Annotated in this window: 22 protein-coding genes; 12 read left to right on the forward strand and 10 right to left on the reverse strand. The window is 63.2% G+C overall.

Annotated elements, in window-relative coordinates:
* Window positions 1-40: 40 nt before the first annotated feature.
* The 7 genes from GH663_RS15925 to GH663_RS15955 all read left to right on the forward strand — a co-directional run bounded on the left by GH663_RS15925 (window position 41) and on the right by GH663_RS15955 (window position 6,458).
* A complete protein-coding gene (locus GH663_RS15925) occupies window positions 41-1,084 on the forward strand; it encodes a quinone-dependent dihydroorotate dehydrogenase (RefSeq protein ID WP_066886916.1) in 1,044 nt (347 codons plus the stop codon).
* Window positions 1,085-1,156: 72 nt separating this feature from the next.
* Window positions 1,157-1,741 (forward strand): electron transport complex subunit RsxA, encoded by a 585-nt coding sequence (gene rsxA, locus GH663_RS15930; RefSeq protein ID WP_066886919.1) that lies wholly within the window; start codon window positions 1,157-1,159, stop codon window positions 1,739-1,741.
* Window positions 1,741-2,304, forward strand: a complete 564-nt coding sequence (gene rsxB, locus GH663_RS15935; RefSeq protein WP_420806649.1) for an electron transport complex subunit RsxB — start codon at window positions 1,741-1,743, stop codon at window positions 2,302-2,304. Before rsxA ends, rsxB begins: the two co-directional genes overlap by 1 nt.
* Entirely contained in the window at window positions 2,304-4,082 is a 1,779-nt protein-coding gene (rsxC, locus tag GH663_RS15940) for an electron transport complex subunit RsxC (RefSeq protein ID WP_153132685.1), read from the forward strand. Before rsxB ends, rsxC begins: the two co-directional genes overlap by 1 nt.
* Entirely contained in the window at window positions 4,082-5,098 is a 1,017-nt protein-coding gene (locus GH663_RS15945; protein ID WP_066886924.1) for an RnfABCDGE type electron transport complex subunit D, read from the forward strand. Before rsxC ends, GH663_RS15945 begins: the two co-directional genes overlap by 1 nt.
* A complete protein-coding gene (gene rsxG, locus GH663_RS15950; protein WP_153132686.1) occupies window positions 5,095-5,772 on the forward strand; it encodes an electron transport complex subunit RsxG in 678 nt (225 codons plus the stop codon). Before GH663_RS15945 ends, rsxG begins: the two co-directional genes overlap by 4 nt.
* On the forward strand, window positions 5,769-6,458 hold the full coding sequence (locus GH663_RS15955; protein ID WP_153132687.1) for an electron transport complex subunit E: 690 nt from the start codon (window positions 5,769-5,771) through the stop codon (window positions 6,456-6,458). The genes rsxG and GH663_RS15955 overlap by 4 nt, the downstream gene beginning before the upstream one ends.
* 11 nt (window positions 6,459-6,469) lie before the next feature.
* Here GH663_RS15955 and GH663_RS15960 read toward each other — a convergent pair whose 3' ends face one another.
* The 3 genes from GH663_RS15960 to GH663_RS15970 form a co-directional block, all read right to left on the reverse strand.
* Window positions 6,470-9,031, reverse strand: a complete 2,562-nt coding sequence (locus GH663_RS15960) for an EAL domain-containing protein (RefSeq protein ID WP_246181613.1) — start codon at window positions 9,029-9,031, stop codon at window positions 6,470-6,472.
* Window positions 9,028-10,044, reverse strand: coding sequence for a cytochrome-c peroxidase (locus GH663_RS15965; protein WP_246181614.1), 1,017 nt, complete (start codon window positions 10,042-10,044; stop codon window positions 9,028-9,030). The genes GH663_RS15960 and GH663_RS15965 overlap by 4 nt, the downstream gene beginning before the upstream one ends.
* Window positions 10,045-10,116: 72 nt before the next feature.
* Window positions 10,117-11,085: a sensor domain-containing diguanylate cyclase gene (locus tag GH663_RS15970; RefSeq protein WP_246181615.1), complete on the reverse strand. Its 969-nt coding sequence runs from the start codon at window positions 11,083-11,085 to the stop codon at window positions 10,117-10,119.
* Window positions 11,086-11,176: 91 nt separating this feature from the next.
* Here GH663_RS15970 and nth point away from each other — a divergent pair, with 91 nt between their 5' ends.
* From nth to GH663_RS15985, 3 genes are read left to right on the forward strand one after another with little or no spacing between them, the layout of a single operon-like run.
* Window positions 11,177-11,809, forward strand: a complete 633-nt coding sequence (gene nth / locus GH663_RS15975) for an endonuclease III (protein WP_211371178.1) — start codon at window positions 11,177-11,179, stop codon at window positions 11,807-11,809.
* Window positions 11,806-12,882, forward strand: coding sequence for an FIST C-terminal domain-containing protein (locus GH663_RS15980; protein ID WP_170291441.1), 1,077 nt, complete (start codon window positions 11,806-11,808; stop codon window positions 12,880-12,882). Before nth ends, GH663_RS15980 begins: the two co-directional genes overlap by 4 nt.
* On the forward strand, window positions 12,875-13,306 hold the full coding sequence (locus GH663_RS15985; protein ID WP_153132691.1) for a DUF1841 family protein: 432 nt from the start codon (window positions 12,875-12,877) through the stop codon (window positions 13,304-13,306). Before GH663_RS15980 ends, GH663_RS15985 begins: the two co-directional genes overlap by 8 nt.
* Before the next feature lie 10 nt (window positions 13,307-13,316).
* Here the strand turns inward: GH663_RS15985 and GH663_RS15990 are convergent, their stop codons facing one another.
* Window positions 13,317-14,090 (reverse strand): oxygen-binding di-iron domain-containing protein, encoded by a 774-nt coding sequence (locus tag GH663_RS15990; RefSeq protein WP_153132692.1) that lies wholly within the window; start codon window positions 14,088-14,090, stop codon window positions 13,317-13,319.
* A gap of 79 nt (window positions 14,091-14,169) precedes the next feature.
* Window positions 14,170-15,957, reverse strand: a complete 1,788-nt coding sequence (tfpB, locus tag GH663_RS15995; protein WP_153132693.1) for a type IV pilus assembly ATPase TfpB — start codon at window positions 15,955-15,957, stop codon at window positions 14,170-14,172.
* 136 nt (window positions 15,958-16,093) lie between these two features.
* Here tfpB and GH663_RS16000 point away from each other — a divergent pair, with 136 nt between their 5' ends.
* Complete coding sequence (locus GH663_RS16000) at window positions 16,094-16,897, forward strand: hypothetical protein (RefSeq protein ID WP_211371179.1); 804 nt, start codon at window positions 16,094-16,096, stop codon at window positions 16,895-16,897.
* Window positions 16,898-16,977: 80 nt separating this feature from the next.
* On the opposite strand, the gene GH663_RS16005 is transcribed toward GH663_RS16000, so the two are convergent.
* Both GH663_RS16005 and GH663_RS16010 read right to left on the reverse strand, forming a co-directional pair.
* On the reverse strand, window positions 16,978-17,190 hold the full coding sequence (locus GH663_RS16005) for a DUF3820 family protein (protein ID WP_153132694.1): 213 nt from the start codon (window positions 17,188-17,190) through the stop codon (window positions 16,978-16,980).
* Window positions 17,191-17,203: 13 nt separating this feature from the next.
* Window positions 17,204-18,370 carry an MFS transporter gene (locus tag GH663_RS16010; protein WP_153132695.1) on the reverse strand — a complete coding sequence of 389 codons (1,167 nt, stop codon included), beginning with the start codon at window positions 18,368-18,370 and terminating at the stop codon, window positions 17,204-17,206.
* A gap of 122 nt (window positions 18,371-18,492) precedes the next feature.
* Between GH663_RS16010 and GH663_RS16015 the strand changes: the two genes are divergently transcribed.
* The gene (locus GH663_RS16015; protein WP_153132696.1) at window positions 18,493-19,041 is read left to right on the forward strand and encodes an NADPH-dependent FMN reductase; all 549 of its coding nucleotides are present in this window, start codon (window positions 18,493-18,495) and stop codon (window positions 19,039-19,041) included.
* A gap of 103 nt (window positions 19,042-19,144) precedes the next feature.
* Here the strand turns inward: GH663_RS16015 and GH663_RS16020 are convergent, their stop codons facing one another.
* From GH663_RS16020 to GH663_RS16030, 3 genes are all read right to left on the reverse strand, one after another.
* Window positions 19,145-19,696 carry a hypothetical protein gene (locus tag GH663_RS16020; protein WP_153132697.1) on the reverse strand — a complete coding sequence of 184 codons (552 nt, stop codon included), beginning with the start codon at window positions 19,694-19,696 and terminating at the stop codon, window positions 19,145-19,147.
* Window positions 19,697-19,899: 203 nt separating this feature from the next.
* Window positions 19,900-21,822, reverse strand: a complete 1,923-nt coding sequence (gene htpG / locus GH663_RS16025) for a molecular chaperone HtpG (RefSeq protein ID WP_153132698.1) — start codon at window positions 21,820-21,822, stop codon at window positions 19,900-19,902.
* Between the two features lie 182 nt (window positions 21,823-22,004).
* Entirely contained in the window at window positions 22,005-22,220 is a 216-nt protein-coding gene (locus tag GH663_RS16030) for a hypothetical protein (protein WP_153132699.1), read from the reverse strand.
* Window positions 22,221-22,354 lie beyond the last annotated feature (134 nt).

The following is a 22,354-nucleotide window of genomic DNA, read 5'->3' on the forward strand; positions in this document are numbered from 1 at the left end:
TGACGTATTTACGGGCGCCAATGCGGTAAAATCGCGGGCTATGCTATATCCACTCATCCGCAAATTCTTCTTCGCGCTCGACGCCGAAACCGCCCACGGTATTGGCATGAGCGGTGTCTCCTTCCTCAATGCAACCGGTTTTGCCGGGCTGCTGGCCAAGCCGGTCGCGCCCTGCCCGGTCGAGGTCATGGGTCTGAAGTTCCCCAACCCGGTCGGCCTCGCCGCCGGCCTGGACAAGAACGGCGACTACATCGACGGCCTGGCCCGGCTCGGTTTCGGCTTTCTTGAAATCGGCACCATCACGCCCCGGCCGCAGGATGGCAACCCGAAACCCCGCCTGTTCCGCATTCCGGAAGCGCAGGGCATCATCAACCGGATGGGTTTCAACAATGCCGGCGTCGACAAGCTGCTGGAAAACGTGCGCGCCGCGCAGTTTCCGAAAAATGGCGGCATTCTCGGCATCAATATCGGCAAGAACGCGACGACCCCGATCGACAAGGCGGCCGACGACTACCTGATCTGCCTGGAGAAGGTTTACAACGACGCCAGCTATGTCGCGGTCAACATCTCCTCGCCGAACACCAAGAACCTGCGCGAGTTGCAGAAGGACGACGCACTCGACGACCTGCTGGCGCAACTGAAGGCGAAGCAGGAACAACTGGCCGACAACTACGGCAAGTACGTGCCGATGGCGCTGAAGATCGCCCCCGACCTCGACGACGCACAGATCCTGGCGATTGCCGATGCGCTGCGTCGTCACCGGATGGATGGCGTGATCGCCACCAACACCACGCTGTCGCGCGACGGCGTCGACAAGCTGCCGAACGGCAACGAAACCGGCGGCTTGTCCGGCAAGCCGGTCTTCGAGAAATCGACCGCGGTGCTCAAGAAACTGTCTACGGCGCTGGCCGGCGAACTGCCGATCATCGGCGTCGGCGGCATCATGGGCGGCGAAGATGCGGCCGAAAAGATCCGCGCCGGGGCAAGCCTGGTGCAGTTCTACAGCGGCTTCATCTACCGCGGCCCCGATCTCGTCAGCGAAGTGGCGGAAACACTGGCTAACATGTTGAAGAAATCCGTATAAGCCCATAACCGGCGCGCGGTTGTTTGCACACCCGCGAAGCCCGATAATACGGCCTTCGAGCCTCCCCAAAATATGAGCCACTACTTATTCATCCTCGTCGGCGCGGTGCTGGTCAACAACGTCGTGCTGGTGAAGATTCTCGGTCTTTGCCCGTTCATGGGCGTTTCCAAGAAACTGGAAACCGCCTACGGCATGGGAGCCGCGACGACCTTCGTGCTGACCATGGCGACCGGCGCCAGCTACATCATCGATCATTACCTGCTGATGCCGTTCGGCCTGGAGTATCTGCGCACGCTGTCCTTCATCGTCACCATCGCCGCCATCGTCCAGCTGACCGAAATGGTCATCGCCAAGACCTCGCCGACGCTGCAGCAGACGCTGGGCATCTACCTGCCGCTGATCACCACCAACTGCGCCGTGCTCGGCGTGCCGCTGCTCAACATCGCCAACGGTTACAACTTCGTCGAGTCGCTGTTGTTCGGTGCCGGTAGCGCGGTCGGTTTCTCGCTGGTGCTGATCCTCTTTGCCGGCATTCGCGAGCGCATCGAAGGCGCCGACGTGCCGGTTTATTTCCGCGGAGTGGCCATCGCCATGATTACCGCCGGCCTGATGGCGCTGGCCTTCATGGGCTTTGCCGGCCTGGACAAGTATCAGTAATGGATATCCTGCTCGCTATCGCCATCATGGCCCTCGGCGCCGTCGTCCTCGGTGCCGCCCTTGGCTTCGCCTCGATCAAGTTCAAGGTCGAGGGCGATCCGCTGGTCGAAAAGATCGAGGCCATCCTGCCGCAGACCCAGTGCGGCCAGTGCGGCTTCCCCGGCTGCAAGCCCTATGCCGAAGCCATCGCCAAGGGCGATGTCGACATCAACCTCTGCCCGCCGGGCGGCATGGAAGGCGTCGCCAAGCTGGCCGATCTGCTCGGCCGCGAGGTCAAGCCGCTCGATGCCGAGGAAAAGCCGAAGCAGATCGCCATCATCGACGAAAACACCTGCATCGGCTGCACGCTGTGCATCCAGGCCTGCCCGGTCGACGCCATCGTCGGCGCCGCCAAGCAGATGCACACCATCATCACTCCGCTGTGCACCGGCTGCGAGTTGTGCCTGCCGCCCTGCCCGGTTGAATGTATCCGCATGGAAGCAATTACCGAAAACATCGACAACTGGAAATGGAAGTATCCGGTCGTCGAAATCAAGGCGGCACCGCTGCAAAAGGCTGCCTGATGCTGATGAATCTGTTCAAATTCAAGGGTGGCGTCAAGCCGCCGACCAACAAGACGCAATCCCTCGGTTTGTCGATCGCCCAGGCGCCGCTGCCCTCGAAGCTAGTCGTGCCGCTGCACCAGAGCATCGGCGGTACGCCGCGGCCGGTCGTCCAGGCCGGCGACAAGGTGCTGAAAGGCCAGCTGATCGGCGAAGCCGATGGCTGGATTTCGGCCGCTGTCCATGCGCCGACCTCGGGGACCGTGCTCGAAGTGGCGATGCATGTGCAGCCGCACCCCTCCGGCCTCGACGCCATGTGCGTCGTCATCGAGCCGGATGGCAAGGATGAATGGATTGCGCGCCAACCCGTCGATTACCAAGCGCTGACTCCCGAGCAGGTGCGCGAAGGCCTGCAACAGGCCGGCGTCGTCGGCCTGGGCGGTGCCGTTTTCCCGACCCACGGCAAGCTGACCGCCTCGAAGACGGTGCCGATGGACGAACTGGTCATCAATGGCGCCGAGTGCGAACCCTTCATCACCTGCGACGACCTGCTGATGCGCGAACGGGCCGAGGAAGTCGTGCGCGGCATTGGCGTCTTCCGCGACCTGCTGCAGCCGAAGAAGGTGCTGATCGGCATCGAGGACAACAAGCCGGAAGCCGCCGCCGCCATGCGGGCTGCGGTCGACGCGCTGGGCGAGCCGTTTTTGGTCGTCCAGGTGCCGACGCTTTACCCGGCCGGCGGCGCCAAGCAGTTGATCCGCGTCCTGACCGGCAAGGAAGTGCCGGCCTCGAAACGCTCGACCGATCTCGGCGTCCAGTGTTTCAACGTCGCCACTGCCTACACCGCCTGGCGCGCCATCGCCCACGGCGAACCGGTCGTCTCGCGCCTGGTGACGGTGACCGGTAACGTCGGCGAACCGCGCAATTACGAAGTGCTGATCGGCACGCCGATGGGCGAACTGCTGCAATTGGCCCAGCCGCAGCCGGATACCGACGGTATCGTGATGGGCGGCCCGATGATGGGCTTCCTGGTCCCCGACGCCAAGGTGCCGGTGGTCAAGGCGACCAACTGCCTGATCGCCCACTCCGAGCGCCTGTTCCCGCCCAAGGCACCGGAAATGCCGTGCATCCGCTGCGGCGCCTGCGCCCAGGCCTGCCCGCACGAACTGCAGCCGTTCGAGATGTACTGGTTCTCGCGCGCCAAGAATTTCGGCAAGACGCAGGAATATCACATCTTCGACTGCATCGAATGCGGCTGCTGTTCCTTCGTCTGCCCGTCGCGCATTCCGCTGGTTCAGTATTTCCGTTTCGCGAAGAGCGAAATCTGGGCCCGTGAACGCGACAAAAATGCCGCCGAGGGCGCCAAGGCCCGCTTCGAATTCAAGCAATTGCGCGATGAGCGCGAGAAGGCCGAAAAGGCCGAGAAGCTGGCCAAGGCCGCCGCTGCGCAAGCCGCCAAGAAAGCCGCGGAAGCTGCTGCTGCGGCAGCCGCCGAAGCCAGCCCGACGGCGCCCGACAGCGCTGCCGCAGCAACGCAAGTCCAGGCCAGTGCGGCGACCGTCGAAGCAACAGCCACTCCTGCGGTCGACGCCGAAAAAGAGGCAAAAAAGGCCGCCATCGCCGCCGCTATGGCCCGGGCCAAGGCCCAGCGCGAAGCCGTGCAACCGAAAAACACCGAGCAACTGAGCGCCGTCCAGCAACGCGAACAGGCCGAGATCGAGGCCCGCCGCCAAGCCGCTCACCTGACCGACCCCGCCCAGGCGGAACCGGCCGCCCCGGCCAGCGAGAAAACCGACTGATGTTTGCCCCCGCCCCATTTCTACTGAAGGACGCCAGCGTCAGCCGGGTCATGACCCAGGTCTGCCTGGCCCTGGTTCCCGGCATCGCCGCCTATGCCTGGCTGGTTGGCCCGGCCATCCTGGTCCAACTGGTCATCGCCTCGCTCGCCGCGCTGCTCGCCGAAGCCGCCATGTTGCGCGTCCAAGGCAAGCCGCTCGGCATGTTCCTGGCCGATGGCTCGGCCGTCGTCACCGCCTGGCTGATCGCCCTCACCTTTCCGCCGCTCGCCCCGTGGTGGCTGGTCGTCACCGGCACGGTGTTCGCCATCGTCATCGCCAAGCAGTTGTACGGCGGACTCGGCCAGAACCCGTTCAATCCGGCGATGGTCGCCTTTGCCGTCTGCATCGTCGCCTTTCCGGCCCTGATGTCGCAGTGGCCGAGCGTCGGACTGCAACTGTCGCTGGCCGACCAGATCAACGTCATCCTCGGCTTGGCGCCGCGCGTCGATGCGCTGGCCGGCGCCACCCCGCTCGACGCGATGAAAACCGCGCTCAAGCTGGCCGACGGCAGTGTCAGCGTCACGCAATTGCTGGCCAATCAGGATATTTATGGCAACTTCGCCGGCCGCGGCTGGGAATGGGTGGCCGCCGGCTATCTGCTCGGTGGCCTCTGGATGTGGCAACGCAAGCTGATTACCTGGCATGTGCCGACCGCCTTCATCGGCGCCCTGGTCGTCGTTGCCGGCGGACTCTGGCTGTACAACCCGGCCCAGTTCGCCAATCCGCTCTTCCATCTGCTCTCCGGCGGCAGCATGCTCGGCGCCTTCTTCATCGCTACCGATCCGGTTTCTGGTTGCACGACGCCACGCGGCAAGCTGATCTTCGGCGCCGGCGCCGGCCTGCTCGCCTACATCATCCGCGTCTTTGGCGGCTACCCGGATGGCGTCGCCTTCGCGGTATTGCTGATGAACCTGTGCGCCCCGGTCATTGACCTGCTGACCCAGCCGCCGATCTTCGGCATGAAGGACAAGGCATGACGACGACTGCCAAGGAACTCTCCGCCCCCGGCATGGCGGCCCGCACGGCGGCCATCCTCTTTGTTTTCGTGATCATTTTCACCGGCCTGCTGTCCGCCGCCTACCTGTGGACCAAGCCGGCCATCGAGGCCTCGGCGACCGAAGAGAAGATGAAACTGGTCGACGAAGTGCTACCGCGCAGCGAGTACGACAACGCCCTGCTCGAAGACATGCTGACCCTGCCGGCGACGCCGGAACTCGGCCTGAATGAGCCGTCCACGCTGTATCGCGCCCGCCGCGGCGGCCAGCCGGCGGCGTTGATCTTCGAGTCGATCGCCCCGGATGGCTATGCCGGCAAGATCCGGCTGATCGTCGCCATTCGCGCCGACGGCCGGTTGGCCGGCGTCCGCGTCACGCAGCACAAGGAAACACCGGGCCTCGGCGATTACATCGAGGTCAAGAAGGACAAGAACAAGGCCCGGCCGTGGATCACCCAGTTTGTCGACATGTCCCTGGCCACGGTCAGCGACAAGGACTGGAAAGTCAAGAAGGACGGCGGCCACCTCGACTACTACGCCGGCGCCACCGTCACCCCGCGCGCCGTCACCAAGGCTGTCTTCAAGGCCGTGCACTGGGCCGAAGCCAATCGCAACCAGCTATTCGCCGAAGCGGCCGGCAAGGGAGGCTCCCAATGATTACCCGTGACGAATTCAAGACCATCGCCGGCAACGGCATCTGGAAGCAGAACACCTCGATCGCCCAGATCCTTGGCCTCTGCCCGCTGCTGGCGGTGACCACCAATGCGGTCAACGGCATCATGCTGTCGCTCGCCACCATCCTGGTCATGGCCCTCTCCAACGTTGCCGTGGCCGCCCTGCGCAACCTGATCCCGCACGAGATCCGCATCCCGGTCTTCATCCTGATCGTCGCCGCGCTGGTCACCGTCGTCGATCTGCTGTTCAACGCCAACCTGCACGAGCTTTACCTGGTCCTCGGCATTTTCATCCCGCTGATCGTCACCAACTGCATCGTGCTCGCCCGCGTCGAGGCCTTTGCCGCCAAGAACCCGCCGCTGCAATCGACGCTCGACGGCATCTTCATGGGCGTCGGCATGCTGTGGACGCTGGCCCTGCTCGGCGGCATGCGCGAACTGCTCGGTAGCGGTACGCTGTTCGGCGGCATCGACATGGTTTTCCCCAACCTGCAGCCGATCCAGCTACTGCCGGAAAGCTACCCCGGCTTCCTGCTCGCCTTGTTGCCGCCCGGCGCCTTCATCCTGCTCGGCTGCATGATTGCCTGGAAAAACTGGATGGATGCCCGGGCCGCCGCCCGCGCCCAGACCAAGCCGCCGGCCCCGGTAGCCACCGCCGGCTGCCACTGACAACACAGCAATCAGGTCTGGCGGCTCGCCGCCAGCACCGCGCCCATGGCTTCGGCAGCCTGCGGTCGACCGAACAAAAAGCCCTGAAACTGATCGCAGCCGTGTGCCCGCAGATAGTCGCGCTGGGTCTCGGTTTCCACCCCCTCGGCAATCACTGACAGATCGAGCTGGTGGGCCATGGCGATCATCGCTGAGGCCAGCTTGCCGCTCGCCCCTTCTTCGCCGATTTCGCAAACGAAGGCGCGATCGATCTTTAGTGCCTGCAGCGGAAACTGGTTCAGGTAGCTCAAGGACGAATAGCCGGTGCCGAAATCGTCGATCGCCACATCGATCTGCATCGCCCGCAATTCATGCAGCACCTCGACCGCTCGCCCGGCGTTGCGCATCAGCAGCGATTCGGTCAGTTCCAGCGTCAGCAGGTCGGGTGCCAGCCGATGGCGGGCCAGCGCCTCGGCGACCAGTTTCGGTACATCCTGCTGCGCAAACTGATGGGCCGAGATATTGACCGCCACCGGCACCACCGGAAGGCCGGCATCGAGCCAGGCCCGCTGCTGCCGGCAGACATCGTCAATCGCCCACTGACCGAGCCCGCCGATCAGGCCGCTTTCCTCGGCCAGCGGGATGAAGCGGGCAGGTGAAATCGGGCCATGCTCGGGGTGCAGCCAGCGCATCAGCGCCTCGGCCCCGATCAGGCGGCTCGTGGCGGCATCGACCTTGGGCTGGTAATGCATCGACAACTCGCCGCGCTCCAGCGCGCCGCGCAAGTCGTTTTCCAGCAGCAGTTCACCGAGCGAGGCGCTATTGACATCGGGCGCATAGAAACGGGCCGTATTGCGCCCTTCATCCTTGGCCCGGTACATCGCGGCGTCCGCCTTGCGCAGCAACTCGGAAACGGTGACGCCGTCGTCCGGGCAAAGCACGATCCCGGCGCTGCCGGTCACTGTCAGCGTATGGCCGGCCAGCAGGTAGGGCTGGCCCATCGCCGCCAGCAGCTTGCGGGTGACATGCATGGCGTCCTGGACCTGCTCCAGCTCGGGCAGGACGACGACGAATTCGTCGCCGCCGAGCCGCGACAGGGTGTCCGTTTCCCGCAGCACGGCCAAGCCGCGCTGGGCGGCCTGGATCAGCAGGTGGTCGCCGATTTCGTGGCCGAGCGTGTCGTTGATGTTCTTGAATCGGTCGAGATCGACAAAAACCACCGCCGCCGGCAACTTGCTGCGCCGCGCCTTGACGATGGCCTGGGCGATCCGGTCTTCGAGCAGCAGGCGATTCGGCAGGCCGGTCAGCGCATCGTGATGCGCCAGATGCTGGATGCGCGCCTCGTTCTGCTTGCGCTCCGAAATATCGGTGAAGACGCCGATGTAGTGACTGACCGCTTCGCCATCTTCGCGCACGGCCGCCAGCGACAGCCACTCCGGATAGATGCCGCCATCCTTGCGCCGGTTCCAGATTTCGCCGTGCCACTGGCCATACTCAAGCAGTTCGGCCCACATCTGGCGATAGAACTCCGGCCCCTGGCGCCCCGAATTCAGGATGGCCGGCGTTCGGCCAAGCACCTCCTCGACGGCGTAACCGGTTATTTCGCAAAAAGCGGGGTTGACCGCAAGAATGCGCGATTGCGCGTCGGTAATCGTCATCCCTTCGGTGGCGCTGGTGAACACCCGGGCATAGAGCCGGAGTTGGGCCTCGGCCTGGCGCTGAGCCTTGAGGCGCAGGGCCAGGTCGCTCCGGTTCTTGCCGATGCGCACCACGGCATAAATGGCATAGAGCACCAGAAGCAAGGCGACGGTGTACAGCAGGCGGCGATAATTCGCGGCGATGCTCAGCGATTCGGCATGCCCGGCCGTATAGAGCCGGGTCAGTTCCTCATGCAATTGCGTGGTCGGCGAATGGATGATGCGAAAAACCTGCTGATCGACTTCCTGCCGCCGTTCGATGATGGTGCGGGCGTGCACCAGCAGATGCGCCAGCCCGGCCGGCTCCTTGGCCAGGGACTCGGTCGGCAGCTTCTCCAGGCGTTCGAGCATGGCCATCAGCCCGACCACCGACTCGCGATCCGGCCCCTGGCCAAAACTCAGCACGGCCCGCAGGAAACGGCCGAGTTCCGGCGGCACCACTGCCCCGGCCTGCTGCAGATACAGTTCAGCGGCCTGCGGGAAATAATGCTGGGAGTTGCGCAGCACCGCATTGCTGCGCTGGAAGTGATCGATCTCGGCCTCCTTGGCCAGTTGCGCCGCCATCAGATCATTCAGTTTGGCGTTCAGCAGCGGCAGATGATCAACCGGCGTCCAGCCGGGAAAATTGAGTATCCTCGGCCGCTCTTCGCGAATTTCACGCAGATGGCGGACCAGCGCATCGTAGTTATGCACGAGATCGGAATAACTGCCCAGCACCGCCGCGTTCAGCTCGACATCCGCCTGTTCGATCCGGCGCAGTGACTGCATGTAGGAATAATGCACTTCCGGCGCCACCTCGCCGGCCCGTACGAACAGCCAGGTCAGCAATCCGAGCAGGGCCGCGCCGCCCAGACCAAGCAGCAGCCAGCGCCGGCCTCTTTCCCGTTGTGTCGTCATTGCAGCGGCGCTCCCCGCCATTCGCCGGTCAGGCTCTTGAGAAAGGCGGCAATCGCCTGTGCATCGAGTTCCGACAGTTCGCGCCCCAACTGGTAACGCCCCATCAGCAGCACCGCCTGCTCCAGGGTCGCTACCGACCCATCGTGAAAATAAGGTGCCGTCAGCGCGACATTGCGCAGGCTCGGCACCTTGAAGACATGCTTGTCCTCGTCGCGCAGGGTGACGTTGAAACGCCCGAGATCGGCTTTGGTGATCGCACGACCGGCAAAGTAATCGCCAAGGACGCCGAACTTCTGATACATGTTGCCGCCGACCAGCGCCCCCTGGTGGCAACTGCTGCAGCCCAGTTCGCGAAAGCGCCGGTAGCCCTCGACTTCGGCCGGGTTCAAGGCCGCCTTGTCCCCCTGCAAGTAACGGTCGAAGCGCGAATTCGGGGTCTGCAGCGAGCGCTCGAAAGTGGCAATGGCATTGCTCACGTTGTTTACCGTCAGGCCATCCGGATAGGCGCGCCGGAAAGCAGCCTGCAACTCCTCATCCTGCACCAGGCGAGCGAGCACCTGCGGCCAGTTGCTGCCCATTTCCAGGGGATTATGCACCGGCCCCGCCACCTGCTCTTCCAGCGTCAGCGCCCGACCATCCCAGAACAGGGCCATGCTCAGGCCGCTGTTGAAGACGCTGGGCGCGTTGATCTCGCCGACGGCACCGCCGATACCGATGGAAAACGGCCGGCCATCGGCACCACCGCGCTTCAGATCGTGACAGGAGACGCAAGCCAGCGTCTGGTCAGCGGAAAAGCGCTTGTCGCTGAATAGCCGCTCGCCCAGGGCGACCCGCTCGGCCGAGAGAACGGGCAAGTCCGGCAAGGGCAAGATGGGCTCAACGGCATCCGCCGTCGAGGCTGGAATGCTGCGTTCGACGCCTTCGCTGCTTTGATGGCTGTAAGGCACCAGCAGGGAGGCAAGACTTGAAGCAATAACGAGAACGGGAATGACGAGCAGCAAACGCCTGCTCAAGGGGGGTTTTGATTTTTCTGGCACCAGTGTCCTGCAATTCTCTGCCGGCGACAAAACTCGCCCGGCAACAACTCAAGCGGCCTCGATGACGCAATTCTTGCCGCGCCGCTTGGCTTCATAAGTGGCCTCGTCGGCCCGATGGATGAAGGAAGCCTCGCCTTCACCCCGTACATATTCGGCGACGCCGATACTGACCGTACAACCGGCCAGTTCGGCATCGTTGGCCAGCTCCGCCTGGCTGGCGACGCGCTCGCGCAAGCGCTCGGCAAACAAACGGGCGGCAACCGCATCGGCCTCCGGCAACAGGACGACGAACTCCTCGCCGCCATAGCGGAAAGCGCTGTCCGTGCTGCGCAGCGACTCGCCGATCAAATGAGCCAGCCCCTGCAGAACCTTGTCGCCTTCGAGATGGCCCCGCGTATCGTTGATCTGTTTGAAGTTATCGCAATCGATGACCAGCACCGACAACGGCCGGGCGTAGCGGTCGGCCCGATCCAGTTCGACGTGCAGGCATTGGTGCAGGTGGCGACGATTGAACAGCCCGGTCAGCGGATCGGTGACGCTGAGCACGCGGTAACGCTCCTCGCTCTCACGCAGCGCCTCCTCGGCCCGCCGGCGGTCCGTCACATCCTGCAAGGTTTCGATGGCGCCGATCACCCGACCGTCCGCGTCGCGCAGCGGAGCAGCCGTAAAGTACAACCAGCGGCCACCCTGGCCGAAGGCCGGGAAGAAATCCTCGGCTTCGAAGGCCCCTTCGATCAGCGCCGAGCGACTGTATTTACCGTGGTAGAACTGGTCAACCGCGCCTTCGAGGGCACCGCTGACGATCAAATCCGCCATGATCGGTCGCGGGTGATCGTAGAAGGCGCGCCACTGCTCGGAATGGCCGATCATCTCGGCCGCCGGCACCCCGGTCAGGACGGCGCAGGCACGGTTCCAGTGGGTGACCCGGTGCTGGTCGTCGATGACGAAACTGGCCACCGGATTGCCTTCGACAATCTGGGAGAGAACGAGATTATCCCCACGGGTTATCAGTGCCACAGAAGCGCAGCCTTCTCTGTCGGTTAGAATTTGTTTTCCTTGAATATCCATCATTCCGGCTTGCCTGACAATCCTGAAAAAGCCTTAAATCGTGAAAAAAGCCGCCATCGAAGCCTTTTACAGCCGCCTTGCCGAAAGCAATCCGGCGCCGACAACGGAACTGCATTACAGCAGCCCCTTCCAGTTGCTGATCGCCGTCATCCTGTCGGCCCAGGCGACTGACGTCGGCGTCAACAAGGCGACGGCCCGCCTTTTTCCACTCGCCCCGACGCCGGAGACGATGGCCGCCCTCGGCGAGGAAGGCCTGACCGAATACATCAAGACCATCGGCCTCTACCGCACCAAGGCCAAAAACGTCATCGCCACCTGCCGCATCCTGCTCGCCGAGCACGCCGGCCAAGTGCCGACCGAGCGCGCCGCATTGGAAGCCTTGCCCGGTGTCGGCCGCAAGACGGCCAACGTCGTTCTCAATACCGCCTTCGGCCAGCCGACCATCGCCGTCGATACACACATCTTCCGGCTCGGCAACCGAACCGGCCTGGCGCCGGGCAAGACCGTGCTCGAAGTCGAGCAGAAACTGCTCCGCGTCACGCCCGAGCAATACAAGAAAGACGCCCATCACTGGCTGATCCTGCATGGCCGTTACATCTGCAAGGCCCGCAAGCCGGAATGCGGGCGCTGCGTCGTCGCCGACCTCTGCACCTTCAAGGGCAAGGCCCTGTGAAAGCCGGCAGCGGCCTGGCCAGCGGCCCACACCCGGCGCCCGAACTGGCCAGCCAGGCCGTTCGCCAGGCCCTCGCCGCGGCCGGCCTGGAGCGTGCTGCGGCCGTCATCCTGTTCCTGAGCCGCGAGTTCAGCCGCCAGGCACAACCCGCCATCCTGGCCGCCGCCCGTACCGCCGGTTGCCTGCAGGTCTTTGGCGGTACGGCCAGCGGTTTGTTTACCGAATGCGGCTGGCTGCTCGACCAGCCCGGTGCCGCAGCCCTGGTTCTCGAAAATGCCGAGCCGGTGCTGCCCGCAGCGCCGATCGTCTCGTTCAGCGGCCACACCACCCTTCCCTTTGCCTGGCAGGTTGGCCCAGCGCGCCTCGGCCTGCTCGACACCGACGCCGCCGTCTGGGCGCACGGCCGGCTGGCTGCCGACGGCTGTGCCGAAGTCCGCCTGCCCGGCCAGACCCGCCTGGCGGTTTCGCCGGGCCTGCGTCGGCTCGGCGAGGCCCAGCGCATCGATGCAACGCGCGGCTACGACATTTGCCGCTGCGCCGGCCAGACGGCGCTGGCCAGCCTGCAGCGCAACCTGCCGGCCGAATTGCGCGACAGCATTCCGCTGCACCAGATCGTCGCCCTGCGCCGCCCCGACCTGCCGGGCATCCCCATCCTGTCGGCCAATGCCGATGGTTCGCTGAGTCTGGCCGAGGCGCTGAGCGAGGGCGAAACGATCACCTGGGCTATACGCCAGCCGCTGGCCGCCGAGCAGGACATGCGGCAGGCGCTTAGTGCTGCGACCATAGAGATAACGGCTGGCCCTGCAACCATAGAAACAACGGCTGGCCCTAGGGTCGACGTGCAAAAAGAGGGAATTTTCCAGCCGGATTGCGGCCTGATGTTCTCCTGCATCGGCCGCGGCCCGCTGTTCTACGGCGACGATGATCGCGACCTGCTCGCCTTCCGCCAGCAGTTTCCCGACACCCCGTTGCTTGGTGCCTACGGCAGCGGCCAGATTGCCCCGGCCGGCGCTCAAAACCGGCTGTTCCACAATTCCGTCATCACTCTACTTATTGAAGGCAAGCATGTTTAACCCGTCACGCGAGCAAGTTCGTCGTTTCTTCTGCGACGCCTGGAAGAAACACCTGGAGCGCCTGCCGCTGGTCGGCGCCGAAGTCACCGCCGCCGATCTCGCCGTCCGCCATCCGGAATACCACGCCCTGCTCGCCGACAGCGCCGGCGCCGTGGAGCAGGAATGGGCACCGGAAGCCGGCCAGATGAATCCCTTCCTGCACCTTTCGCTGCACCTTGCCATCCACGAACAGATCAGCATCGACCAGCCGCCGGGCATCCGCGCTGCCTTCGACAGCCTGCGCAGCCGGATGGACCCGCACGATGCCGAGCATGTGCTGCTCGAATGTCTCGGTGAAACCATCTGGCGCGCCCAGCGCGAGGGCGGCCCGATGGATGCGCTGGCCTATGTCGACGCGGTGCGCCGCAAGGCCAGCCTGCTCTAGGCGGCCGGCTTTATTGCGGCAGGCAGTAGTGGGCCTGGGTCATCAGATCGACGCCGCACTCGACGCCCTCGACCCAGCTGATGAAGTCGTTGACCGCAGCCTTGCCGGCAAAACGACTGCCGTGCTGCGGCACGATCTGCTCGATATCGAGCTGGCGGACCATGTTGGCCCAAAACCGGGCCACCTTGCGCGACACGATGTAGCGCCGATGAAAGCCTTCCATGAAACGGACATGGCTGGCGAAATCGCTGACCGGCTCGGCGGCCAGTTCGTGCGGCACCATTGAGGCGCCGAGGTCGCCGGAAAAGAGGATCTTGGCGATCGGGTCGTAAAACTGGAAATTCCCTTCGGAGTGCAGGAAGTGGGCCGGCAAGGCGATGATCTTGCACTGGCCGAGGGCAATCTGCGCGCCCTGGTCGGGAATGCCGACGATGCGACCGGAAATGTCCTTGCCGTTGGTGAAATGCGGCACGAAGCGGGTCCACAGATTCGAAATCAGCACCTTGCAGTGCGAGGCGATGAACCACTTGTTGACCGAGGCGATGATGTCCGGGTCGGGATGCGAGGCCAGGATGTAGTCGAGATCACGCGACGGGAAATACTGCTGCATGTCCATCAGCAGCCCCGAGTAGGTCATGTTGCCGCCGGGGTCGATCAGCGCGCCGTGACCATGATCGGCGATCAGGAACTGGTTGGACTGAACAGCGCCGGCCGGCGAGTCATCAACCAGATCGTAAAACGCATGAACGATGTGTTTTCCATCGTTGAAAAGCTCGACAGCCATAATGACCCCTTTGCGAAGAGGGTGACATTATCTACACACTACGGCGTTTTACCTAATCAAAAAGAACTATTTTCCCTAACTATATGTCATCGGCCGGCGGTGCCACCTTGATGATTTCCTCGAGCGAAGTCGCCCCCTGCGCCACCTTCAGCGCCCCGGAAATGCGCAAGGGCCGCATGCCTTCGCGGTAGGCCTGCTCGCGCAGCTTGGCCACTTCCATCGCCGGCTTGATCATCCGGCGTACCTCGGGCGAGTTGAGCAGGATTTCGTAGATGCCGACCCGGCCGACATAGCCGGTCATCCGGCATTCCAGGCAACCGACCGGCTCCCAGATCTGGGCCGGCTCGCCGGATTTCCACGGGGCGACCAGCGAACGCCAGGCGCTGCGCTGATCCTCCGTCGTCGGCGTCGGTTTCTTGCAATGCGGGCACAGGGTCCGGACCAGACGCTGCGCCATGACGCCAAGCAGCGTCGAATTGATCAGGTAGGGGGGCACGCCGAGGTCGAGCAGGCGGGTGATCGCCGACGGCGCATCGTTGGTGTGCAGCGTGGAGAGCACGAGGTGGCCGGTCAACGCTGCCTGGATGGCCATTTCCGCCGTTTCCAGGTCACGGATTTCGCCGATCATCACGATGTCCGGATCCTGCCGCATCAGCGCCCGCACGCCGTCGGCAAAGCCGAGGTCGATACTGTGCTGGACCTGCATCTGGTTGAAGGCGGACTCGACCATTTCGATCGGATCCTCGATGGTGCACACATTCACTTCCGGCGTCGCCAGCTGTTTCAGCGTCGTGTACAGCGTCGTCGTCTTGCCCGAGCCGGTCGGGCCGGTGACCAGGATGATGCCGTTCGGCGACGCGGTCATCTGCTTCCAGCGCGTCTGGTCGTCCTCGGAAAAACCGAGCGAGCGGAAATCGCGGACCAGCACTTCCGGGTCGAAAATCCGCATCACCAGCTTTTCGCCGAAGGCGGTGGGCAGCGTCGACAGGCGCAGCTCCACCTCCTGCCCCGACGGCGTCCGCGTCTTGACCCGGCCATCCTGCGGCCGCCGTTTCTCGATCACGTCCATCCGGCCGAGCAGCTTGATGCGGCTGGTCATCGCGTTCATCACCGTCATCGGAATCTGGTAGACCTGATGCAGCACGCCGTCGATGCGGAAACGGACGATGCCGATATCGCGCCGCGGCTCGATGTGAATGTCCGAGGCGCGCTGGTCAAAGGCGTACTGCCACAGCCAGTCGACGATATGGACGATGTGCTGGTCGTTGGCATCGAACTGCTTGTTGCCCTTGCCGAGTTCGACCAGCTGCTCAAAGCTGGACAGCCCCGAAGTGATCTCGCCCTTGGCCGCCGCTTTCTTGACCGACTTGGCGAGCGCGAAGAATTCAACCAGATAGCGCGAAATATCGTCCGGATTCGCCATCACCCGGCGGATTTCCTTGCGCAGGATGGGCTTCAGCTCCTCTTCCCATTCCCGGACGAAAGGCTCGGCGGTGGCGATGACGATTTCGCGCGTCGTCACCTGCACCGGCAGAATGCCGAAGCGCGCCGCGTAGGCGCTCGACATGACATCGGCGACCCCGGTGAAATCGATCTTGAGCGGGTCGATATGCAGGTAGTCGAGGCCGCTGCAGCCGGCCAGCCACTCGGTCAGCACCTCCAGCGTCAGCAGTCTCTGCGGCGGTTTCGGCGCCCGCCACTTCTGGTCGGCAATCACGATCAGCGGATGGATGCGCCCGCCATGCAGGCGACGCTCGTTTTTCAGGGCCTCGGCCAGTTCCGGTTCGACCAGGCCATCCGCCACCATCAGCGCCAGCACCTCGGAAAGCGCCAGACGGTGCTCGTGTGAATTCGCATTCTTGTTCATGCGCAGGAATATAGCGTGAGTCGTAACGCTTTGTAAGCGAGCCCACTTCTGTTTGCAGTCATTTACAACTTGTCGGCATATCTTTTCAGCATCGTCCTACAATCAAATTGAACCCACCAACAACAAGGAGCACAAAATGAAATCCCGCCTGATGATGATCGGTAGCGCCTTGATCGCCGCGCTGTTCTGCTTGCCAGCCATCGCCCAACCCGGCCCCGGCATGGGCGGCATGGGTGGCCCCGACCAGATGATGGGTCAAGGCAGAGGCCCCGGCATGATGCAAGGGAGTGGGCCGGGCGCCCGCGGTCCGCGTGATTGCAGCCAGTCGGCCAACCCGGCTGCCTGCAATGCGCATCGCGAGGCCCACGCCAAGGCGGTCGAAGCCTGCAAGGACAAGACCGGCCCGCAGCGCAAGCAATGCATGGGCGAGCAGATGCAGAATTTCGACTGCACCAAGTCCGCCAATCCGCAGCAATGCGAAGCCCGCAAGGCGGTGTACAAAGAATGCCAGAGCCAGACCGGCCCTGCCTTCCGCCAGTGCGTGCAGCAGCAGATGCCGCCGCGTGACTGCAGCCAGTCGGCCAACCCGGCCGCTTGTAATGCGCATCGTGAAGCCCGCGCCCAGGCAGCCGAAGCCTGCAAGGGCATGGCCGGCCCGCAGCGCAAGCATTGCATGGGCGAGCAAATGCAGAAATTCGACTGCAGCAAGGCCGTTAATCCGCAGCAATGCGAAGCCCGCAAGGCGGTGTACAAGGAATGCCAGAGCCAGACCGGCCCTGCCTTCCGCCAGTGCGTGCAGCAGAAGATGCCGCCGGTCGATTGCAGCAAGACGCCGAACCAGGCCAATTGCGACCTCCACCAGAAGGCCCGCGAAGCCTGCAAGGACAAGCTGGGCGACGAGCACAAGGCCTGCCTGCACGAACAGTTCAACGTCAAGTAAGCCTCAGGGGCGCCTGATAACGGGCGCCCCGTTTTTGCCCCAAAAACCCGGTTGACCGCAGGCGTCGCCCTTTTATCGCCTCAGGGCTGGCGCAGCGGTTTCAGCAGGTCGGACAAGCCGTTGTGGTCGATTTCCTGCATCAGCGCCAGCAAACGGCCGATTTCGCCGGGCGGAAAACCTTCGCGGAAAAACCAGTTCAGGTAATTCCCCGGCAAGTCGGCAATCAGCCGCCCCTTGTACTTCCCGAAGGGCATGGTGCGGGTGACGAGGAGCAGCAGGTCGTCGGGATTCATCAATGCCCTCCACTCACTTGCCGGCCCGCCATAGCGGAAACAGGGCAAGCAGCCCGAGCAGCGGACCGGGCAACAGCAACCAGGCGATATTCGCGCCCCACTCGCCGATCCACGCCGTGCCGAGGTGGATCGAGAACATCGTGATCGCAAAGCCGAGCGAGTTCTGGAAAGCCAGGGCACTGCCAACGATTTCAGGCGGACAGGCACGCGCCGACAGGGCCGAGAAATGCGGCGAATCGGCGACCACCGCCGCCCCCCAGAGCAGCAGCAATGTCAGCCGCGCCCAGTCCGGCCAGTTCCCCGTCAGCGGGAAAACCGCGCAACTGATCGCCGACAACGTCAAGGCGACCGCCGCCACCCGGGCACTACCGATGCGCTGGCTCCACCAGCCGCCGGCCAGGCAACCGAGCGCGCCGACGCCGATAATGGCAAAGGCCAGTCCGGAGACGCTCCGCGTCGCCGGCGCGGCGAGGCCGCTCAGAACGACCAACGCCGGGACCAGCGTCCAGAAGGCATAAAGCTCCCACTGATGGCCGAAATAGCCGAAGGCGGAGGCGCGGAAATCGCGCTCGGCAAAGGCCATCAGGACCCGGCCCAGACGTAGCGGCGGCGCATCGTGCCGGCGCTTCAGGTGCGGCCCGTCGCCGAGGCGGAAAATCAACACCGCCGCCAGCGTGGCCAGCAGCGAGGAAAGCAGGATCGTCACCTGCCACGACCACCCTGCCCCGGCAAGGCGCAAGCCATGCGGCAAGGCGGTACCCAGCGTCAGCATGCCGACCAACTGGGCCAGTGCCGCCCCAGCTCGCTCCGGCACCCAGCTGACGACCAGCTTCATGCCGAGCGGGTAGACGCCGGCCAGCGCGAAACCAACGGCAAAGCGCAGCGGCAGTCCGCTGGCCAAGCCGCTGGCGAACAGCGCGAAAGCCGCATTGCTGAGCGCGCCGAGCACGGCGCAGACGGCGAAGATCCGGCTGGCGGCGAAGCGGTCGGCCAGCCCGGTCAGCGCGAAAGTCAGCGTGCCGATAATGAAGCCGAGCTGGACGGCGTTGGTCAGCGTGCCAATGGCGGCCGGCGCAAGCCCCCAGCTGGCGATCAGGTCATCCGCCGCGCTATTGACGGAGAACCACAGCGAAGTGCCGAACAACTGGGCAACGACAATAATGAAGACAGGATTTTTCATCTGGGCAGAATGCTTAGAGAACAGCTAGCATACAAGAAGCCGGCAGCAGTTTTCGGCCGTGATGGAACCACCGGTTCTGCGCCGACTCACACAAGCCCTTACCCAGTATTCAGGAGACCCCGATGAGCCCTCTCAAATTCCTCGGCATCGCTGGCAGCCTGCGTCGCCAATCCACCAACGCCGGCCTGCTGCGCGCCGCTCTGGCCGAACTGCCGGAAGGCGTCAGCATGGATATCGCCGATCTTTCGGACATCCCGTTCTACAACGCCGACATCACCGAGAAACCGGCCAGCGTCCTGCGCGTGCTGGCCCAGATCGGCGCCGCCGATGCGCTGGTGCTGGCCTGCCCGGAATACAACTATTCCATCGCCCCGGCCCTGAAGAACATTCTCGACTGGGCCTCGCGCGAGCCGAACAACACCCTGCTCGCCGGCAAGGCAGTTGCCATCATGGGCGCCGCCGGCGGCATGGGCTCCTCGCGCTCGCAATACCATCTACGCCAGGTCTGCGTCACCCTCGACCTGCACCCGCTGAACAAGCCGGAGGTTTTCTCCAACGCATTCAGCGCATCCTTCGACGCCGACGGCAATTTGACCGATCCGAAAATCATCCAGTTGATCGGCGAGCAGATGCGAGCGTTGGCGGCCTGGAGCCGGAAACTCCGCGGCTGATCGGGTTGGCGATGGCGAGGGCTGCGGTCGACGGCCGGAAAACGGCAATTTTGCCCCCCCTCGCCAGGCAGAGAACGAAACCGCCCGGCGGAAGCGCCGGGGTTCAGTCCTTGGCCAGGGCCAGCAGCTTGGTACCGAGCGGGTAATGAACGACGCCGAAGTCGTCGTAACGGACGGTGACGATTTCCTTGCCCTCCCGGCTCTCCAGCGTCACCTGCTTGACCAGGCCGTAAACATCGTCGGCATAGTCGTGGTCGCGCAGGAAGGGACAGGACTTGAGATCGACCATTTCGCCGGGTTCGAGGTCCTGCACCAGAACATTGACCAGCACCTGGTCAACCTCGGGCTCGGCAATCACCTCCTTGTTGCTGGCGAGAAAACCGATCTGCTCGGTGATCTCGGAGACGGTCGCTTTGCCGCCTTCCTCCATCAACTCCAGCACCCCGCGCAGTATCATCTCGACCCGCTGGATGGCGTCGATCTCGAAAGCCGTCAGGGTAACGGCGCCCTCCCGGGCGCGTTGCACCAGGCTGGTCAGCGACTGGCAAATCTGTTCTGCCGACGGGTCGCCCTCATCGGCCAGCACAAACGGGATCGACTCCGTTTTGGTGATCAGATCAATAACGTCTTGACGGCTTTTATCGAAGGCCTGCATCGTCCCTGGCGGCTCACTGGATGTTTCATCGAATTAGCCTTCATTATCACCTCGGAAAAAAGCGGCGTCCAAGTGATTTAATGCGCCAAAAGAAAACGGAACGCCGCAGCGTTCCGTTTTTGCCCGTTTCAGCCGGTCGCCCCTAGGGCCACAGCCTTTGCCTTAATGGTCGCAGGGGTCGGGCCAGCTGGCGTTAGATCGGCTTACTTGCCGCTCAGCGCCATCATCAGTTCGTTGATGCGCTTGACGAAGCCGGCCGGATCGTCGAGCTGACCGCCTTCCGACAGCGTGGCCTGTTCGAAAAGCAGCGCCGCCCAGTCGTCGAAACGGGTTTCCTCGTACTTCAGGCGCTGCACGACGACGTGGTTCGGGTTGATTTCGAGGATCGGCTTGACGTTCGGTGCGGCCTGGCCGGCTGCCTTCAGCAAGCGGGCCAGGTTGCCAGACGGGTCGTGCTCGTCGGACACCAGGCAGGACGGCGAATCGGTCAGGCGGTAGGTAACGCGGACATCCTTGACCTTGTCGCCGAGCGAAGTCTTCACCTTGTCGATCAGCTCCTTGTACTCGTCGGCTGCCTTCTCGGCTTCCTTCTTTTCCGCTTCGTCTTCGAGCGAACCAAGATCGAGGCCGCCCTTGGCGACGGACTGCAGGTGCTTGCCCTCGAACTCGGTCAGGTGACCGACCACCCACTCGTCAACGCGGTCGGAGAGGAGCAGCACTTCGATGCCCTTCTTGCGGAAAATTTCGAGGTGCGGGCTGTTCTTGGCGGCGTTGAAGGTATCGGCGGTGACGAAGTAGATCTTCTCCTGGCCTTCCTTCATGCGACCGATGTAATCGGCCAGCGACACGGTCTGCTCCGGCGTGTCGTTGTGCGTCGAAGCAAAACGGATCAGGCCGGCGATCTTTTCCTTGTTGGCAAAGTCTTCGCCGACGCCTTCCTTCAACACGGCACCGAAGGCGGTCCAGAACTGGGCGTACTTTTCCTTGTCGTTCTCGGCCAGGTCTTCCAGCATGCCGAGCACCTTGCGCGTGCAACCGCTGCGGATGCCGTCGATGTCCTTGCTCTGCTGCAGGATTTCACGCGAGACGTTGAGCGGCAAGTCGGAGGAGTCGACCACACCGCGTACAAAGCGCATGTAGAGCGGCATCAGCTGTTCGGCATCGTCCATGATGAAGACGCGGCGGACGTAGAGCTTGATGCCGTGGCGGGCATTGCGGTCCCACAGGTCGAACGGGGCGCGGGCCGGGATGTAGAGCAGCTGCGTGTATTCCTGCTTGCCTTCGACGCGGGCGTGGGTCCAGGCCAGCGGATCTTCGAAATCGTGGGCGACGTGCTTGTAGAACTCCTTGTACTGCTCGTCGCTGATGTCGGACTTGCTACGCACCCACAGCGCATTGGCCTGGTTGACCGTCTCGTCTTCGTCGGTGATGACCTGCTCGCCCTTTTCCTGGTTCCATTCTTCCTTCTTCATCACGATGGGCAGGGTGATGTGGTCGGAATACTTGCGGATGATCGACTTCAGCTTCCAGCCACCGAGGAATTCGTCCTCGCCTTCGCGCAGGTGCAGCGTGACGTCGGTACCGCGGCTGGCCTTTTCGACCATCTCGACGGTGTAGTCGCCTTCGCCGCCGGATTCCCAGCACACGGCCTGGTTGGCTTCGACGCCGGCACGGCGCGAAACAACGGTAACCTTGTCGGCAATAATGAAGGAAGAGTAGAAACCGACGCCGAACTGGCCGATCAGGTGCGCATCCTTGGCCTGGTCACCGGTCAGCGCCGAGAAGAATTCCTTGGTGCCGGACTTGGCGATGGTGCCGAGATGCTCGACCGCCTCGTCGCGGCTCAACCCGATACCGTTGTCGGAAATGGTGATCGTGCGGGCATCCTTGTTGAAGGAAATGCGGATCTTCAGATCGCTGTCGTCGCCGTACAGGGCGCTGTTGTTGAGCGCTTCGAAGCGCAGCTTGTCGCAGGCGTCGGAGGCGTTGGAAACCAGCTCGCGCAGGAAAATCTCCTTGTTGCTGTACAAGGAGTGAATCATCAGTTGCAGCAGTTGTTTGACTTCAGCCTGGAATCCCAGGGTTTCGCGGTTTTGCGTGTTGTTCGCGGTTGCAGACTCGGACATGCTTGAAACTCCCAATCAAACCAAATAGGTGAATCGGGAGATGGGGGCGACGCCAGGGATTTCAAGCCCCGGGCAAGGCTTTTTGCTGCCGGACGGTTTTGGCCCTTTTTATGCGGTCGACCGCAGCCGTTACAGACTGATACAAATCGCCTTGCTGCAGCGCAGCATTGTTCTGGCAAAATTCAGTCTGTCTCCTCCATTTCTCCTCCAAGAATGGATTTATGCCCGCCGCGTGCGGGCATTTTTTTGTCCTCTTTCCGGGGCTGGCCGGCCAGCAATCCGTAAAGGACTTGCCGAACCAGGCGGCAAATCTCGCAGGCAAAAAAGAAGCCCGTCGTTGCGGGCTTGTTTATATTTAGTTTGTCTCCTCCACCCAACTCAATGATCAGGTAGGGCACTGCCAGTTCCAATGTTTTCACATTGTCACATATTAAATTAGTTTCGTATAGTTAAATTTGCAGATGCGGCGATATCTCGTTCCGCACCATTGCCGTTGAGCAGGCCCCGGGATTTCGGCAAGCACTGCCTGGCA

The sequence above is a fragment of the Dechloromonas hortensis genome (assembly GCF_009469765.1).
GTDB lineage: Bacteria > Pseudomonadota > Gammaproteobacteria > Burkholderiales > Rhodocyclaceae > Azonexus > Azonexus hortensis.

Excerpts from the sequence above, each read along its gene's own strand:
- GH663_RS15925 (WP_066886916.1), top strand. The coding sequence starts at position 41 with ATGCTATATCCACTCATCCGCAAATTCTTCTTCGCGCTCGACGCCGAA.
- rsxA (WP_066886919.1), top strand. The coding sequence starts at position 1,157 with ATGAGCCACTACTTATTCATCCTCGTCGGCGCGGTGCTGGTCAACAAC.
- rsxB (WP_420806649.1), top strand. The coding sequence starts at position 1,741 with ATGGATATCCTGCTCGCTATCGCCATCATGGCCCTCGGCGCCGTCGTC.
- rsxC (WP_153132685.1), top strand. The coding sequence starts at position 2,304 with ATGCTGATGAATCTGTTCAAATTCAAGGGTGGCGTCAAGCCGCCGACC.
- GH663_RS15945 (WP_066886924.1), top strand. The coding sequence starts at position 4,082 with ATGTTTGCCCCCGCCCCATTTCTACTGAAGGACGCCAGCGTCAGCCGG.
- rsxG (WP_153132686.1), top strand. The coding sequence starts at position 5,095 with ATGACGACGACTGCCAAGGAACTCTCCGCCCCCGGCATGGCGGCCCGC.
- GH663_RS15955 (WP_153132687.1), top strand. The coding sequence starts at position 5,769 with ATGATTACCCGTGACGAATTCAAGACCATCGCCGGCAACGGCATCTGG.
- GH663_RS15960 (WP_246181613.1), bottom strand. The coding sequence starts at position 9,031 with ATGACGACACAACGGGAAAGAGGCCGGCGCTGGCTGCTGCTTGGTCTG.
- GH663_RS15985 (WP_153132691.1), top strand. The coding sequence starts at position 12,875 with ATGTTTAACCCGTCACGCGAGCAAGTTCGTCGTTTCTTCTGCGACGCC.
- GH663_RS15990 (WP_153132692.1), bottom strand. The coding sequence starts at position 14,090 with ATGGCTGTCGAGCTTTTCAACGATGGAAAACACATCGTTCATGCGTTT.
- tfpB (WP_153132693.1), bottom strand. The coding sequence starts at position 15,957 with ATGAACAAGAATGCGAATTCACACGAGCACCGTCTGGCGCTTTCCGAG.
- GH663_RS16000 (WP_211371179.1), top strand. The coding sequence starts at position 16,094 with ATGAAATCCCGCCTGATGATGATCGGTAGCGCCTTGATCGCCGCGCTG.
- GH663_RS16005 (WP_153132694.1), bottom strand. The coding sequence starts at position 17,190 with ATGAATCCCGACGACCTGCTGCTCCTCGTCACCCGCACCATGCCCTTC.
- GH663_RS16010 (WP_153132695.1), bottom strand. The coding sequence starts at position 18,370 with ATGAAAAATCCTGTCTTCATTATTGTCGTTGCCCAGTTGTTCGGCACT.
- GH663_RS16015 (WP_153132696.1), top strand. The coding sequence starts at position 18,493 with ATGAGCCCTCTCAAATTCCTCGGCATCGCTGGCAGCCTGCGTCGCCAA.
- GH663_RS16020 (WP_153132697.1), bottom strand. The coding sequence starts at position 19,696 with ATGCAGGCCTTCGATAAAAGCCGTCAAGACGTTATTGATCTGATCACC.
- htpG (WP_153132698.1), bottom strand. The coding sequence starts at position 21,822 with ATGTCCGAGTCTGCAACCGCGAACAACACGCAAAACCGCGAAACCCTG.